At 66.1% G+C, this 15337-nt stretch carries 12 protein-coding genes; 1 reads left to right on the top strand and 11 read right to left on the bottom strand.

What is annotated here, in order from left to right; translation table 11 throughout:
- The first annotated feature begins 40 nt into the window (after positions 1-40).
- Entirely contained in the window at positions 41-901 is an 861-nt protein-coding gene (locus tag BJA_RS24850; RefSeq protein WP_038966304.1) for a class I SAM-dependent methyltransferase, read from the top strand.
- Between the two features lie 51 nt (positions 902-952).
- Here the strand turns inward: BJA_RS24850 and BJA_RS24845 are convergent, their stop codons facing one another.
- From BJA_RS24845 to BJA_RS24795, 11 genes are all read right to left on the bottom strand, one after another.
- Positions 953-1942, bottom strand: a complete 990-nt coding sequence (locus BJA_RS24845) for a cation diffusion facilitator family transporter (RefSeq protein WP_038966302.1) — start codon at positions 1940-1942, stop codon at positions 953-955.
- A 2-nt stretch (positions 1943-1944) separates the two neighbouring features.
- Entirely contained in the window at positions 1945-5157 is a 3213-nt protein-coding gene (gene ihpC / locus BJA_RS24840; protein ID WP_011087702.1) for a divalent metal ion exporter subunit IhpC, read from the bottom strand.
- Positions 5150-6127: a divalent metal ion exporter adaptor subunit IhpB gene (gene ihpB, locus BJA_RS24835; protein ID WP_011087701.1), complete on the bottom strand. Its 978-nt coding sequence runs from the start codon at positions 6125-6127 to the stop codon at positions 5150-5152. Before ihpB ends, ihpC begins: the two co-directional genes overlap by 8 nt.
- Complete coding sequence (gene ihpA, locus BJA_RS24830) at positions 6124-7398, bottom strand: divalent metal ion exporter subunit IhpA (protein WP_011087700.1); 1275 nt, start codon at positions 7396-7398, stop codon at positions 6124-6126. Before ihpA ends, ihpB begins: the two co-directional genes overlap by 4 nt.
- Before the next feature lie 56 nt (positions 7399-7454).
- The gene (locus tag BJA_RS24825; RefSeq protein WP_011087699.1) at positions 7455-7820 is read right to left on the bottom strand and encodes a hypothetical protein; all 366 of its coding nucleotides are present in this window, start codon (positions 7818-7820) and stop codon (positions 7455-7457) included.
- Between the two features lie 151 nt (positions 7821-7971).
- Positions 7972-11130, bottom strand: coding sequence for an efflux RND transporter permease subunit (locus BJA_RS24820; RefSeq protein WP_011087698.1), 3159 nt, complete (start codon positions 11128-11130; stop codon positions 7972-7974).
- Positions 11127-12563, bottom strand: coding sequence for an efflux RND transporter periplasmic adaptor subunit (locus BJA_RS24815; RefSeq protein ID WP_011087697.1), 1437 nt, complete (start codon positions 12561-12563; stop codon positions 11127-11129). The genes BJA_RS24820 and BJA_RS24815 overlap by 4 nt, the downstream gene beginning before the upstream one ends.
- Entirely contained in the window at positions 12560-12958 is a 399-nt protein-coding gene (locus BJA_RS24810) for a FixH family protein (RefSeq protein WP_028171697.1), read from the bottom strand. The genes BJA_RS24815 and BJA_RS24810 overlap by 4 nt, the downstream gene beginning before the upstream one ends.
- Before the next feature lie 121 nt (positions 12959-13079).
- The gene (locus BJA_RS24805; protein WP_011087695.1) at positions 13080-13439 is read right to left on the bottom strand and encodes a hypothetical protein; all 360 of its coding nucleotides are present in this window, start codon (positions 13437-13439) and stop codon (positions 13080-13082) included.
- Between the two features lie 485 nt (positions 13440-13924).
- Positions 13925-14566 carry an NrsF family protein gene (locus BJA_RS24800; RefSeq protein WP_011087694.1) on the bottom strand — a complete coding sequence of 214 codons (642 nt, stop codon included), beginning with the start codon at positions 14564-14566 and terminating at the stop codon, positions 13925-13927.
- The gene (locus BJA_RS24795) at positions 14563-15120 is read right to left on the bottom strand and encodes a sigma-70 family RNA polymerase sigma factor (protein ID WP_028171699.1); all 558 of its coding nucleotides are present in this window, start codon (positions 15118-15120) and stop codon (positions 14563-14565) included. The genes BJA_RS24800 and BJA_RS24795 overlap by 4 nt, the downstream gene beginning before the upstream one ends.
- Between the last annotated feature and the right edge of the window lie 217 nt (positions 15121-15337).

Here is a 15337-nt window from a genome sequence, read left to right as displayed (position 1 = left end):
ATATGGGCTGAACGGCGCGTGAGTGCGCGATGAGGTCCCGATGCAGCAACCCAGCGGACACGAGCAGAATGTCGACCAGATCGCCTATTGGAACGGCCCCAGCGGGCAACGCTGGGCCGATCGACATGCGGTGCAGGAGAGGTTGCTCGGGCCGATCGCGGATGTCCTGATCGATCGCGCCGGGCCGAAGCCGGGCGAGCGCGTGATCGACGTCGGCTGCGGCTCCGGCGCAACGACGGTGGCATTTGCGAAGGCGGTGGCGCCAAACGGCTTCGCGCTCGGCCTCGATGTCTCCGACCCCATGTTGTCGCAGGCGCGTGCGCTGGCGCCAAAGGGCCTGCCGCTCGATTTCGTGCTGGCGGATGCGACGGTACATCCGTTCGAGCCGGCGAGCTTTGACCTCCTGGCCTCGCGCTTCGGCGTGATGTTCTTCGCCGATCCCATTGCGTCCTTCACCAACCTTCGTCGCGCGCTGAAGCCGTCCGGGCGGCTCGCCTTCGCCTGTTGGCGTGAGCCGAAGGAGAACCCGTGGATGATGGCGCCGCTGATGGCGGTCTACAAGCACGTGCCCAAAATGCCGCCGGTCGGGCCGGAGGAGCCGGGCCCGTTCGCCTTCGCATCCGAAGAGCGCGTGATGCGCATCCTGAAAGGGGCGGGCTTCGTCGATGTGGCGATGGAGCCGCACAATCTCGCGATGGATATCGCCATCGGCGGTGGACTCGAGGCCGCCGTCGACGGCGCGCTCCAGATCGGCCCGGCCAGCCGTGCGCTGCAAGGGCATCCGCCGGAGACGTATGAGGCCGCTAAGGCCTCGATCCGCGAAATGCTCGCGCCGTTTTTGAAGGGACAGTCGGTGGCACTTCAGGGCGCGATCTGGATCGTGACGGCGAAGGCGTCGTAGCGCTCGCTGCTCGACGCCGTTGTGCGCAGTTGAAGCTGAGCAAATGCCTCTTCACACCACGTCATCCGGCGCCAGCGCACAGCCATTATCCGGATGCGTCTCGACCTGAAGCGTGGTGTGGCCGATGCGGAAGGACGCCTTCAGCATCTGCGCGGTCTCCATCAGGAACGCATCGCCGCTACCTGCGGGCATGACGAGATGGCAGGTCAGCGCCGTCTCGGTGGTCGAGATCGGCCAGACGTGCAGATCGTGGATCGCGGACACACCCGGGCGCGCCAGCAGGAGCGCCCTGATCGCGGCGAGGTCGGTGCCCTTGGGGGCGGCCGCCATCGACATGTCGATGGAGCCGCGGAGCAGGCTGGTCGTGCTCCAGAGAATGGCGGCGCAGATGACGAGGCTGGTGACGGGGTCGAGCCAAAGCCAGCCGGTCCAGATGATCAGCGCCGCCGAGACGACGACGCCGAGCGAGACGGCGGCGTCGGCGGCCATGTGCAGATAGGCGCCCTCGATGTTGATGTCGTCCTTGCGACCGCTCGCGAACAGCATGGCGGTGAAACCGTTGACGAGGATGCCGATGCCGGCGACCACCATCACGGTCACCCCCGCGACCGGCTCCGGCTCGCGCAGGCGTAAAATCGCCTCCCAGCCGATCGCGCCGGTCGCGACCAGCAGGAACACGGCATTGGCCAGTGCCGCCAGGATGGTCGAGGCACGCAGGCCGTAGGTGAAGCGTCCGCTCGGCGCGCGCCGCGCCGCGATTGCGGCGCCCCACGCCACGACCAGGCCGAGCACGTCGGAGAGATTGTGGCCGGCGTCCGCGAGCAGGGCGGTGGAGTTGCCGATATAGCCATAGACCGCCTCGGCCACGACCAGCGCAGTGTTGAGCGAAATGCCGATCGCGAAGGCCTTGCCGAAACTGGCGGGCGCATGGACATGCGCGTGGCCAAGACCACGACCATGGCCATGATCATGACCGTGGTCGTGATCATGCCCGTGACCTGCATGGTCATGATGGTGATGGCCGTGGTCGTGGCTGCCCAAACCTAGACCTCCCTGGACGCCGCCAAATCAGTCGCCATTCTAGGCGTTTCGCTTGCCACGTCACGCCGGAACAGCATGTAGAGCGCCGGTAGCACCAGGAGCGTCAGCACGGTCGAGGAGATGATGCCGCCAATCACCACGGTTGCGAGCGGCCGCTGCACCTCGGCGCCGGCGCCGGTGGCGAGCGCCATCGGCACGAAGCCGAGCGAGGCGACCAGCGCGGTCATCAGCACCGGGCGCAGCCGGGTCAGCGCGCCCTCCCGCACGGCCTCCGCAACGGATCGTCCCTCGCTGCGCAGCCGCTCGATGAAGGCGATGATGACGAGGCCGTTGAGCACGGCGACGCCCGACAACGCGATGAAGCCGACGCCGGCGCTGATGGACAGCGGGATGCCGCGCAGCAAGAGCGCCGCGACGCCGCCCGTCAGAGCCAGCGGCACGCCGGAGAACACGAGCGCCGCATCCGCCGCCGATCCCATGCCCATGAACAGCAGCAGGAACACCAGCAGCAGCGCCACCGGCACCACGATGGTCAGCCGCTTGGTGGCCGAGACCAGCTGCTCGAACTGCCCGCCCCAGCCGATCCAGTAGCCCGGCGGCAGCTTGACCTTCTCCGCGACGGCGGCTTGCGTCTCGGCGACGAAGGAGCGCAAATCGCGCCCGCGAACGTTGGCCATCACCACGACGCGGCGCTTGCCGTTCTCGCGGCTGATCTGGTTGGGACCCGGCGCGATCTCGATTGCCGCAACGGAAGAGAGGGGCACGTAGCGCGGCGTCGTTCCCGATGTCCCCGGCCAGGCGGTCTTCGTGACGGCCGCGACGTCTTCGCCCGGCGGCAGCGGGATCGGCAGCGACTTGATCGTGTCCGGGTCGGCACGCAGGCTTTCCGGCAGCCGGACCACGATGTCGAAGCGGCGATCGCCTTCGAACAGCTTGCCGACCGGCTTTCCGCCGATCGCGATCTCGACGAGGTTCTGCACCTCGCTGAGGCTGAGGCCATAGCGCGACAGCGCCTGGCGATCGAGCTTGACGGTGAGGATCGGCAGGCCCGCGACCTGCTCGGTCTTGACGTCGGCGGCGCCCTCGATGCCGCGGACCACGCCGTTGACCTGCTGGGCGATGCCGGCGAGCACGTCGAGATCGTCGCCGAAAATCTTGACGCCGACGTCGCTGCGGATGCCGGCGATGAGCTCGTTGAAGCGCATCTGGATCGGCTGGGTCATGCCATAGGCGGTGCCGGGCAGGGTGTTGGCGGCGCGTTCGATCTCCTCGATCACCTCGTTCTTCGGCTTGGCGGGATCGGGCCATTCCTCGCGCGGCTTGAGCGTGACATAGGTGTCGGCGGCGTTCGGCGGCATCGGGTCGTTGGCGATCTCGGCGGTACCGACCTTGGAGAAGATGGTCGCGACCTCCGGCACTTGCTTGACCGCCTTCTCCAGCCGAATCTGCATGTCGACGCTCTGGGTCAGGCTGGTGCCGGGAATCCGGATGGTCTCGATGGTGATGTCGCCCTCGTCGAGGCTCGGGATGAATTCGCCGCCCATGCGTGTCGCGGCGAAGACGCTGCCGGCGACGATCAGGACGGCGCCAAACGCGACGCTGCCGCGGTAGCGGATGGCGCGGTCGAGCAGCGGCACATAGAACCGCTTGGCGGTCCGCATGAAGAGGTTTTCCGTCTCCGAGACCCTGCCGGTGACGAAGATCGCCACCGCGGCCGGGACGAAGGTGATCGACAACAGCGCCGCGCCCGCGAGCGCCATCAGCACGGTCAGGGCCATCGGCGTGAACATCTTGCCTTCGGTCCCCGTCAGGGTCAGGACCGGCAGGTAGACCACGGCGATGATGAGCGTGCCGAACAGGCTCGGCTTGATGACCTCGCTGCTGCCGGCGCGGATCGTCTCCATCCGTTCCTCGAGCGACAGCAGCCGGCCGCGCCGGTGCTGCTCGGCAGCGAGCAGCCGCAGGCAGTTTTCGACGATGATGACCGCGCCGTCGACGATGATGCCGAAGTCGATTGCGCCGAGGCTCATCAGATTGGCGCTGACCTTGCTCTCGACCATGCCTGATATCGTGAACAGCATCGACAGCGGGATGACGCAGGCCGTGATCAGTGCGGCGCGGATGTTGCCGAGGATCAGGAACAGCACTGCGATCACTAGCGCCGCGCCTTCGACGAGGTTCTTCTCGACGGTCTGGATGGTCGCTTCCACCAGATGCGTGCGGTCGTAGACGGCGCGCGCGATCACGCCGTCGGGAAGCGATTTCGCGATCTCCGTGAGCCTCGCCTTGACGCGCTGGGCCACGGTGCGGCTGTTCTCGCCGATCAGCAGCATGGCGGTGCCGAGGACGGTTTCGTTGCCGTTGGTGGTCGCGGCGCCCGAGCGCAGGTCCTGGCCTTCCTGGACGTCGGCGACGTCGCGGATGCGCACCGGCACGCCGCCGCGCGAGCCGATCACGATGTCCCTGATGTCCTCGATATTGGCGACCTGGCCGGGTGCGCGGACGAGATATTGCTCGCCGTTGCGCTCGATATAGCCGGCGCCGACATTGGCGTTGTTGGCGGCCAGCGCCGTCATGATGTCGCGGAAGCCGAGCTTGTAGGCCATCAGCCGGCCGGGGATCGGCAGTACGTGGAATTGCCGCTCATAGCCGCCGATCGAGTTGACCTCGATCACGCCGGGGATGGTGCGCAGTTGCGGCTTGATGATCCAGTCCTGGATGGTGCGCAGTTCCGTCGGCGTGAACTCGGCGCCGGTCGGTGACTTCGCGCCGGCCTTGGCCTCGACCGAGTAGACATAGATCTCGCCGAGCCCGGTCGAGATCGGCCCCATTGCGACCTCGGTGCCTGCAGGCAGCAGGTCCTTTGCCTGCTGGATGCGCTCGTTGACGAGCTGGCGCGCGAAATAGATGTTGGTGCCGTCCTGGAACACGACGGTGACCTGGCTCAGGCCGTAGCGCGAGATCGAGCGGGTGTAGTCGAGCCTGGGCAGGCCGCCCATCGCGGTCTCGATCGGGAAGGTGATGCGCTGCTCCGCTTCGAGCGGCGACAGGCCCGGCGCGCGCGTGTTGATCTGGACCTGGACGTTGGTGACGTCGGGCACCGCGTCGATCGGCAGGCGGGTGAAATTCCAGGCGCCGAAGCCGCCGGCGACGAGCGCGAACAGAACCACGAGCCATCGTTGACGAATGGAGAAGGCGAGGAGGGCGTCAATCATGGTCGGCGTCTCCCTTGCCCATCTCCGCCTTGACCACAAAACTGTTCTCGGCGACGTAGCGCTCGCCGGCCAAAAGGCCTGCGCGGATCTCAACGAATTTCGGATCGGAGTCGCCGAGCTCGACCGGACGTGCCTCGATTTTGTCGCCGTCCTCGCGGACGAACACGATGGTTTTGTTCTCCAGCGTCTGGATCGCACTTCGCCGCACGGCAACTGCGACGTTGCGTGCGGCGAGGATCAGCCGCGCCGTGACGAACAGGCCGGGGCGGAGCCGGCCGTCGGGATTTGGCAGCACCACGCGCGCCAGCGCGGTCTGGGTCTCGCTCGAGCCGATCGGCGCCATGTAGGAGATCGCGCCCTTGATCTCGCCGCGGCCGTCGTCGGGGTCGATCAGCACCTCGTCGTTGAGGCGGACGCGCCGGAGGTCCTGCCGGTAGATCGACAGGTCGACCCAGATGCTGGAGAGGTCGGCGACGACGAAGGCCGGTTTCTGCTCGGAGGCGTATTCGCCGAGCGAGATCTGCCGCTCGATGATGGTGCCGGCGATCGGCGCCTTGAGCTCGTAGACCGTGAGGCTCTGGTTGCTCTCGATCGCGGCGAGCAGATCGTCCCTGGCGACCTTGTCGCCGATGCGCTTCTGGATCGACTTGGCGACGCCCGGAAAGCGCGGCGTCACCTGCACCACGGCTTCCTGATTGGCGCGCAGGATGCCGTTGAAGGCCAGCGTGTCGGTCAGCGTGGCGCCCGCGGCTTCCGCCAGCGTCACGCCGGCGGCCGCGAGCTTGACGTCGGAGATGCGGATGCGGTCGGCGCCGTGCTCGTCCTGCTCGACATGGTCGTTCGGCTTCTTCTGTTCGGAACGCTCGACATGCTCCGCGGGTGCGACCTTGGGCGCTGCAAGCATGGCGTAGCCGTAGGCACCGAGCGCTGCGGTCACGATCGCGACGAGGATGGTGGAGGATGTCTTCATCGCGCGCTCTCCCGGGCCAGCGCAAAGGGATTGCCGACGAGGCCTTCGATGGTGGCGACGCCGGCGTGGAAGTTCTGCAGCGCCTCCTGCTCGCGCAGTCGCGCCTGGGTGACGCTCGCTTGCGCATCGAGCACTTCGAGCAGGGTGAAGCGGCCCTGGCCGTAGCCTTGCGAGATCGCCTCCGAGGCCTCGGTGGCCTTGGGGATGGCGGTCTCGCGCAGCACCGCGAGCTCGCGCAGCGAGCCCTGGAGCGAGTCATAGGCACGGCCGGCAATCACGATCAGCGTGTTGCGGTTGGCCTCGCGCTCGGCCCCGGTCTTGGCGAGGCTTTCCTGCGCGGAGAGGATGTTGCCCTGGTTCTGGTCGAACACGGGTATCGGCACCGAGACGGTGAGGCGCGCCGCATCGTCATTGGTTTCGTTGAAATGGCGCCAGCCGGCCGCGATCCGCACGTCCGGATAGGGCTTGAGCCGCGCCATCAATAGTTCGGCATTGCGCTGGGCAAAGACCGCCGTCCAGCGCACCAATTGCGGATTGGCATCGATGGCGGCGACCACCGACTGGAACGTCGGCGGGCGCCCCGTGGTGTCGAGCCGGCCGGAGACCTCGCCGAACTTCGCAGCTCGGTCGCCCATCAGCACCGCGAGCTCGCGCCGGGCGCTTGCCAGCGTCGCCTTGAATCGCTCGCGGTCGGCCTTCACCAGGGCGGAGGCGACCTCGGCGCGGCCGGTCTCGGCCGGAGAGGAGGCGCCGGCTTCCACGCGGCGGCGGAGCAGCGGCGTCAGCCGGTCGATCGCGGCGATCTGCTCGTCCAGGATCTGGATCCGCCGCTGCGCGCCGAGTACGCTGAGGAAGGCGATCGCCGTCTCCGACAGCACTTCCAGCCTGACGGCCTTGCGCTGGATCGCGGCGACCTCGATGCCGGCCTGTCCGGCCGCGATCCTGGCGTCCCGCTTGCCGAACAGCTCGAAGGCCTGGCTGATCTGGAGCGTGGTCTCGGCCGATTTCGTGCCGCGATAGATGCCCGACCCGAATGAATTGTCCTGTTCATAGGACAGTTCCGGATTGAGGAGCGCGCCGGCCTGGATGCGCTGACCGGTGGCGATGCCGACGTCGCGCTCCGCCGCCGTCAGGCGCGGGCTCGCGGCCAGCGCGCGCGAGAGCGCCGCGCGCATGGTCAGCGTCTGGGCGTGTGACGTCAGCACCAGGGGTGGGCTGATGAGAATAGCCAGCGCGCACGCGATGCGCGCAGCCAGTCGCCTGCAAAACATGAACAGAACCTGTGAAGGAGAACCGATGGGCGCGATGGGGCGCCCGGCTGATCCGTTCAGGTCAGGTGCTTGGGGGGCGGGGATGCCGTATCGGGCGCGATGCCGGCGAGCGCCGGCTGCCGCTGCGGGACCGGCGCTGCCATTACATCGGCCGCGGCTTCCGGCTGCACCGGTTGCACGACAGCGATGGAGAAGCAGCCGTGGCAGTGATGGCCGGCAAGCGCCTTATGATCGCCATGGCCGGCCGCGCCGTGGTCGAGCATCGCCGCGATCTCGGAGCCGCCGGACGGGCTGGTCACATCGATGTCGTGGGCCCCGTGGAGCGCGCCCGAGAGCAGATACATGACCGCGACGAACACAGCCACGAGCCCGCGCCAATGGCGCGTGGTGCTCCGTCTGAAGGGTCGGCGATTCAGGACCACGAATTCACTCTCGCTGTCGGTTCGGCTGGCCTAGCATGGCAGCGGGAACAGTGTCGACCCGCAATAGTGTTACGTGTGGGGAACTCAACGTCGCAGCCGCACCTCATGATGCGAGTGCGACCGGGGCGCAACATTCCGGGGGATTACGAGCTCATTCGGCGGCCTCCGGAATTTGCTCCGACGCGACAGCCCCATCGCCCGTACGGAGCCCGAAGCCCTTCACCAGGCCGAAGATTGCGGGGATCACGATCAGCGTCAGCAGCGTCGACGAGATCATGCCGCCGATCATGGGCACGGCGATCCGCTGCATGATCTCCGATCCCGTCCCGCTGCTCCACATGATCGGCAGCAGGCCGGCCATGATCGCAACCACCGTCATCATCTTCGGGCGGACGCGCTCGACCGCACCTTCCATGATTGCCTTGTCGAGATCGTCGCGAGTCAGGACACGGCCGGCGCGCGCGCAGCGCGCTTCGGTCTCGGCAAGGGCGTGGTTGAGATAGATCAGCATCACCACGCCGGTCTCGGCCGCCACGCCCGCGAGCGCGATGAAGCCGACGGCGACCGCGACCGAGAGATTGAAGCCGAGCCACCACATCAGCCACAGGCCACCGACGAGGGCGAAGGGCAGGGAGAGCATCACGATCATGGTCTCGGTGATCGAGCGGAAGTTGAGGTAGAGCAGCAGGAAGATGATCAGCAGCGTTACCGGCACCACGATCTTCAGCCGCGCGGTGGCGCGTTCCAGATATTCGTATTGCCCGCTCCAGACCACATAGTAGCCTGATGGGAACTGGACGCTCGCCTGCACCGCAGCCCTCGCATCGGCGACATAGCCGCCGAGGTCACGGTCGCGGATGTCGACATAGATGTAGGTGGCGAGCTGGCCGTTCTCGGTCCGGATCGAGGTCGGCCCGCGCGCCGGCGTGACGCTTGCGACCTCGCCGAGCGGGACGGCGCCGCCGCCCGGCATCGGCACCAGGATGTCGCTGGCGATCGCCTTCGGATTGTCGCGCAGGTCGCGCGGATAGCGCATGTTGACGGTGAAGCGCTGCCGGCCCTCGACGGTCGTCGTCACCGTCTGGCCGCCGAGCGCGGTCGCAATCGTGTCCTGCACGTCCTGCACCATGATGCCGTAACGCGACAGCGCCTCGCGGTCCGGCGTGATCTCGAGATAGTAGCCGCCGAGGCTCCGCTCGGCATAGGCCGAGGAGGTGCCGGGCACCGCCTTGAGCACCTGCTCGATCTGCCGGGCCACCTTGTCGATCCCGGCGAGATCGGTGCCCATGACCTTGATGCCAACGGGGGTGCGGATGCCGGTCGAGAGCATGTCGATGCGCGCCTTGATCGGCATGGTCCAGGCGTTGGAGACGCCCGGAAACTGCAGCGCCTTGTCCATCTCGGCGATCAGGCTGTCGATCGTCACGCCGGCGCGCCACTGCTCCTTCGGCTTGAGGTCGACGATGGTCTCGAACATCTCCGACGGCGCCGGATCGGTCGCGGTTGCCGCACGACCGGCCTTGCCGTAGACCGAGGCGACTTCCGGAAACGAGCGGATGATGCGGTCCTGGGTCTGCATCAGCTCGGCCGCCTTGGTCACGGAAATGCCGGGAAGCGTCGTCGGCATGTAGAGCAGGGTGCCTTCGTTGAGATTCGGCATGAACTCGGAGCCGAGCCGGCCTGCCGGCCAGATCGAGGCGGCGAGCACGCCAAGTGCGAGCAAGATCACTGGGATCCGCGCCCGCAGCACGCCTGATATCACCGGCCGGTAGATCCAGATCAGGAAGCGGTTGATCGGGTTCTTGTGCTCCGGGATGATCCTGCCGCGGACGAAGATCACCATCAGCGCCGGCACCAGCGTGACCGACAGCAGCGCCGCCGCCGCCATCGCGAAGGTCTTGGTGAAGGCGAGCGGGCTGAACAGCCGGCCCTCCTGCGATTCCAGGGTGAAGATCGGCATGAACGAGACGGTGATGATCAGCAGGCTGAAGAACAGCGCCGGGCCGACCTCGGCGGCGGCCTCGATCAGGATCGCCACCCGCGAATGGCCGGGCGCGGCGCGCTCGAGATGCTTGTGCGCGTTCTCGATCATGACGATCGCCGCGTCGATCATGGCGCCGATCGCGATCGCGATGCCGCCGAGGCTCATGATGTTGGAGCCGATCCCGAGCAGCTTCATCGCCCCGAACGCCATCAGCACCCCGACGGGGAGCATCAGGATGGCAACCAGCGCGCTGCGGACATGCAGCAGGAACACGATGCAGACCAGCGCCACCACGATGCTCTCCTCGAGCAGCGTATGCCGGAGCGTCTCGATCGCGGCCTTGATCAGGTTGGAGCGGTCGTAGACCGGAACGATCTCGACCGATTTCGGCAGGCTGGTTGCGATCTCCCTGAATCGCTTCTTGACGCCCTCGATTACGTCGAGTGCGTTCATGCCGAAGCGCTGCAGCACGATGCCGCTCGCCACCTCGCCCTCGCCGTTGAGCTCGGCGATGCCGCGCCGCTCGTCCGGTCCGAGCTCGACGCGGGCGACGTCGCGCAGCTTGACCGGCGTTCCGTTGTCGGTCTTCAGCACGATGTTGCCGATGTCGTCGACGCTTTTCAGATAGCCCTTGCCGCGAATGACATATTCGAACTCGGAAAGCTCGACGGTGCGGCCGCCGACGTCGGCATTGCTGGCGCGGATGGCATCGCGCATCTTCTGCATGGTGATGCCGAGGTCGCGCATGCGCTGCGGATCGAGGATGACGTTGTATTGCCGCACGAAGCCGCCGATGCTCGCGATCTCCGCCACGCCTTCCGCCTTGGCGAGCGCAAACTTCAGATTCCAGTCCTGGATCGTCCGCGTCTCAGCAAGGTTCAATTCCTTGGACATCACCGCATATTGGTAGACCCAGCCGACGCCGGTGGCGTCGGGCCCGATCGTGGGCGTGACGCCGGCGGGCAGCCGCGACGCGGCGCCGTTGAGGAATTCGAGCACGCGCGAACGGGCCCAGTAGATGTCGGTACCGTCCTCGAAGATGACGTAGACGAAGGAGACGCCGAAGAAGGAGAAGCCGCGCACCACCTTCGACCTTGGCACCGTCAGCATCGCAGTGGTGAGGGGATAGGTGACCTGATCCTCGATCACCTGGGGCGCCTGGCCCTGATATTCGGTGTAGACGATGACCTGGGTGTCGGAGAGGTCTGGAATGGCGTCCAGCGGCAGATGGAGCAAGGCATAGAGGCCGGCCGCGGCGGCAAAGCCGGTGCCGAACAGGACCAGCAGCAGGTTGCGTGCCGACCAGGCGATGATGCGCGCGATCATGGCTTGCCTCCCATCGCGTGGCCGCCGTGCGCATCAGTGCCTTGCGCGTTAGTGCCTTGGGCGTTGCCGCCTTCGGCGAGTCCTTTGAGGGCCGCCTTGAGGTTGCTCTCGGCATCGATCAGGAAGTTGGCGGAGGTGACGATGACGTCGCCCTCGGCAAGCCCGTCGCGGATCTCGACATAGCCGTCGCCCCGCCGCCCGAGCTTGACCTCGCGCGGCTCGAAGCGGCCCTGTCCCTTGTCGACCAGGACGGCCTGCCGGCTGCCGGTGTCGAGCACCGCGCTTTCGGCCACGCTGAGCACCGGCGCCGGATTGCCGGTATCGATCGCGGCATCGACATACATGTCGGGAAGCAGCGCGAGATCGTCGTTGGCGAGTTCGATCCGTATCCGCGCTGTGCGCGTTTCCTTGTTCAGCTGCGGATAGATGACGCTGATCCGGCCGCCAAAATCCCGACCGGGATAGCTGCGCGCCCGCACCGTCACGGGCTGGCCGACGGCAATGCCGCCGAGGTCGCGCTCGGCGACGTCGACATTGGCCCACACCAGCGAGATATCGGCGATGCGAAACAGGATGTCGCCGGGCTGGGCGCGCATGCCGTCGATGGCGTTGCGCTGGAGCACGATGCCGTCACGCGGCGACGACCATTGGATGGTGATCGGCACCGCATGGCTCTTCTCCATCTCGGCGATGACGGGTTCGGGGACATCGAGATTGACCAGCCGCTGCCGCGAGCCCCGGCCGTAGGGTTCGATGCCCGCGGTCGTCTTCGAGGTGATGGTCGCGAGATATTCGGCCGCTGCGGACGATACGGCCGGACTGTAGATCTCCATCAGCGACTGCCCCTTGGTCACGCGGCTTCCGGTGGTGACGTCGGCAACCTTCTGCACAAAACTCTCGGCGCGCATGGCGATGACCGAGATCCGGCGTTCGTCGAGCTGGATAGTGCCGGGCGCGCGCACCAGCGTCCGCAGCCGCCGTAGTTCGGCAGGCTCCGATTTGACGCCGCTGCGCTGGATTTTGCCGGGCGACAGCTTGACCGAACCGTCGTCGCTGTCGTCGCCGTCATAGACGGCGATGTAATCCATCCCCATCGAATCCTTCTTCGGCACTGGTGAGGTGTCGGGCAGGCCCATCGGGTTGCGGTAATATTTGATCTTGCGATCGGCCTTGTGCTCGCCTTTAGGCTCGTCGGCATCGGACGGCGCCGGTACGGCGACGTAGTCGCGGCCGTCCTCGGTCTTCTTCGGCGTCGGCGAATAGAGCGGCTTGCCGTCCGGATCCTGATAATAGAGCGGGGCGGCCGTATCCGCCGCATTCGCTGCGGACAAAATCGGATCGCCATTCGCCGGCAAAAAGCTGCCGGCAAACAGCGCGGCGCCTACCGCTGCGACAAGCGCAGCGGTAGTGCCGATGAGGCGGCTCTTGCTCATTGCTCGGCCGTGACGACGAGCTTGTTTTCGACCGTGCCGCTTTCGCCCTGCACCTTGGCGCCAAGCGAGAGCTGCCAGCGCCCGGCCATGCCGAAGGTGGCCTTGAAACGGTAGGTGCCGGGCTCGGTGCCCGGCATCGGCGTGACCTTGGTGGCCATCTCCTGCATGCCGTCGGGCGCCATGTCGAGCCGGCTGGCGAAGACCACGGCATCCGGCACGGTCTTGCCGGAGGTCTTGTTGACCAGCCGTACCGTCACGATGCGATCGGCGCCGGCCTTGACGGTCGGCTGCATGAGCTGGAATTCATAGTTCTTGATTTCGGCGCGTGCGGAGGTCGCAAACGCGGTGGCGATCAGCGCGGCCATGGCGGCGCGCGCGACGTGGGACGTTGTCATGATTTCAATTTCCTCGACGGGTCTGATGGAGTCGCACGCAACGACGTGACGCGTCGCGAGACGGTATGCAGCCATGCGCGCCGATTGCGGCACGCATGTTCACCAGGCGGCGGAGCGCCTGTCAGACGATCGATCGAGGGGGATGATCCGGAGGTGGGCGGGTGAGGCCGTCGCCGATGGCATCATCGAGCGGCCGAAGCAGCGCGAGAGGACGCGCATAGCGGATGGCGGTCGCGACGACACGTCCTGCCTGCAACGCCTTCAGCATGCAGATCGCGAGGAGCGGGCAGTCCTGGCATTGCTTGCTGTTCTGCTCGTCGGGGCAGCACGGCATGTCCGCCGACATGTCCTGTGCGCCGGTCATCTGCATGTCGCTAGCCATCAGAGGCTCCGCCGCTGCTGGTGTCACCAGCGGCGCAACCATCAGCCCCGCGGTCACGAGGACCGCGAGCACGAGCCTGAGGATGCGACAAGCCATCATTGCGCGACACTCTCACACGGTGGCAACACTGGAAAGTCCCCCGGTTCACAAGTGTGAGAGCAGGGAGCGCTGGTGGTTAACCGTTTCGAGCGATCGCGGAGTACCATGTTATTGCGCAATCCTAATGGGATTTGGGGCCTCCCTGATAACGCCATCCGGATGCGCCGCCCGCCGGTGCGGTGGCGGGCAGCTCAGGCGCTTGTCGATCATAGGCCAACGCGGAATACGGGCCTTGAGGTAGGACAAACGTTCTGGATTGCGAGGTTTGCCTGGCCTCATTCGGCCAATAGCTCCTGTCGGAAATGGTCGAGCCCGCATGGGCGCTGGCCGAGACGGCCAAGAGAAGCGTGAGTGCGAGAAGGCTCTTCGTCAACATAGTTCCGGCTCCATGATTTTCGCGGAAGCGCCTCTGTTGCGCTTCTTCTGAGGAGTTCGGAGCCATCCGCGAGTCGGTTACAGGCTCACGCCGACGTGAGTGCAGCCTCTCACCAGCGCAGCAGCCGGGGTCCCAACAATGCGCCTGCGAGGGTGCACAGCACGATCGTACCGCCATACCAGAGCGCGACGAAGGGCAGCGAGTCGTCGGTGCAGTGAAGCGCATAGGCCATCGCGCTCATGCCACCTGCGACGAGCCCGCTGAAGGCGCCGGTACGGACCAGATTGGTCGGAGCCGCCTGTCGCACAGCCCAGATGACGACGGCAAACGGGACAATCGCGATGATCGGAATCGAGATGAGGCATTCGAGCCATTGATCGCCCATCACCATCCTGTCCCAGTGCGAGCTCGGCGCCTGCCCAAGGCTGATGCCGGCAAGCAGGAGGATCGCCACAAAGGGCAGTGCGGCGAGGCCCGGGGATACCCTTCGTTCCCCGCCAGGCCGCGCCAGCCGTGCCAGATAGACCGCCGCCGCGCCTGTGGTGCCGAACGCGAATGCGATCTTCAGGAACAGAAAAATCAGGGTGCGTGGCGTGGTCAGGTCGGTGCGGACACCGAGTGCCAAGAACGTGACTCCGATTGCAACGGCCATTCCAACCACAAGCGCAGTGCCGACGCTGCGGTTGACCTGTCGCCGGTTGACCGGTTCGACACCCGCGCTGAGCGCGCTGATCAGCTCGTCCGTCTTCATGTTTGCGTCCTCTGTGCGATCAACGCCGCCAGGGTCTTCAGCCCGCGGTGAATATTGACCTTCACGCCCGATTCCGAGATGTGGCAGCGCTGTGCCGCTTCAGCGACGCTCAGCCCGTCGAGTTTCACGGCCTCGATCGCGCATTGCATCTTTTCCGGCAGGTGTTTGAGCAACCGCCTGAGATCGAAGCTGCTCTCGGCGCTGAGGTTATCGTCATTGGCAATGACGTCGCCCGCCTCGTCGATCGGCACGTCGGTAACCGAGGCCCGGTTTCGGCGGAGAAAATCGATCAGCTTGTAGCGCGCGATCGCGTGCACCCAGGGCGTTAACAGCTCCTGCGGATCGTAGGTGTGTCGCTGGAGGTGGATCGCCAGCACGGCCTCCTGAACCAGATCCTCGGCCTCCGCCACGCCTCGGCCTATTTTCGCGAACTTGCCCTTGTAATAGGCGCGCAAATGGCGGCTCAGCCGCTCAAGCAGCATGCGATGCGCCGCAGCATCGCCATCCTGGCTGGCAAGCATGAGTGCCTTGAGCTCGGTTTCCGTGGTCGTCATACCCACATGGCTATAGTTCGCTCGTATTGCCGACTTGGTTACAGTCAGTTCGCAAGGTTCTCATTTTCCTCCTCCAAGGCAAACGGTGCGAGGGGTCGATCGAGTGGTCCGCAACGCGGATTGGGATGACTTCGTTCGTAGGGACTAGAGGCCGAGGCAATTGTGGAACCGCGCCTGGAAGATCGCCATCGTTACAGGCGCATGGTAAAATGGGACG

The organism is Bradyrhizobium diazoefficiens USDA 110, assembly GCF_000011365.1.
GTDB lineage: Bacteria > Pseudomonadota > Alphaproteobacteria > Rhizobiales > Xanthobacteraceae > Bradyrhizobium > Bradyrhizobium diazoefficiens.
Note: the sequence above shows the minus strand (reverse complement) of the source record. Positions and strands in the feature narration are given on the sequence as shown.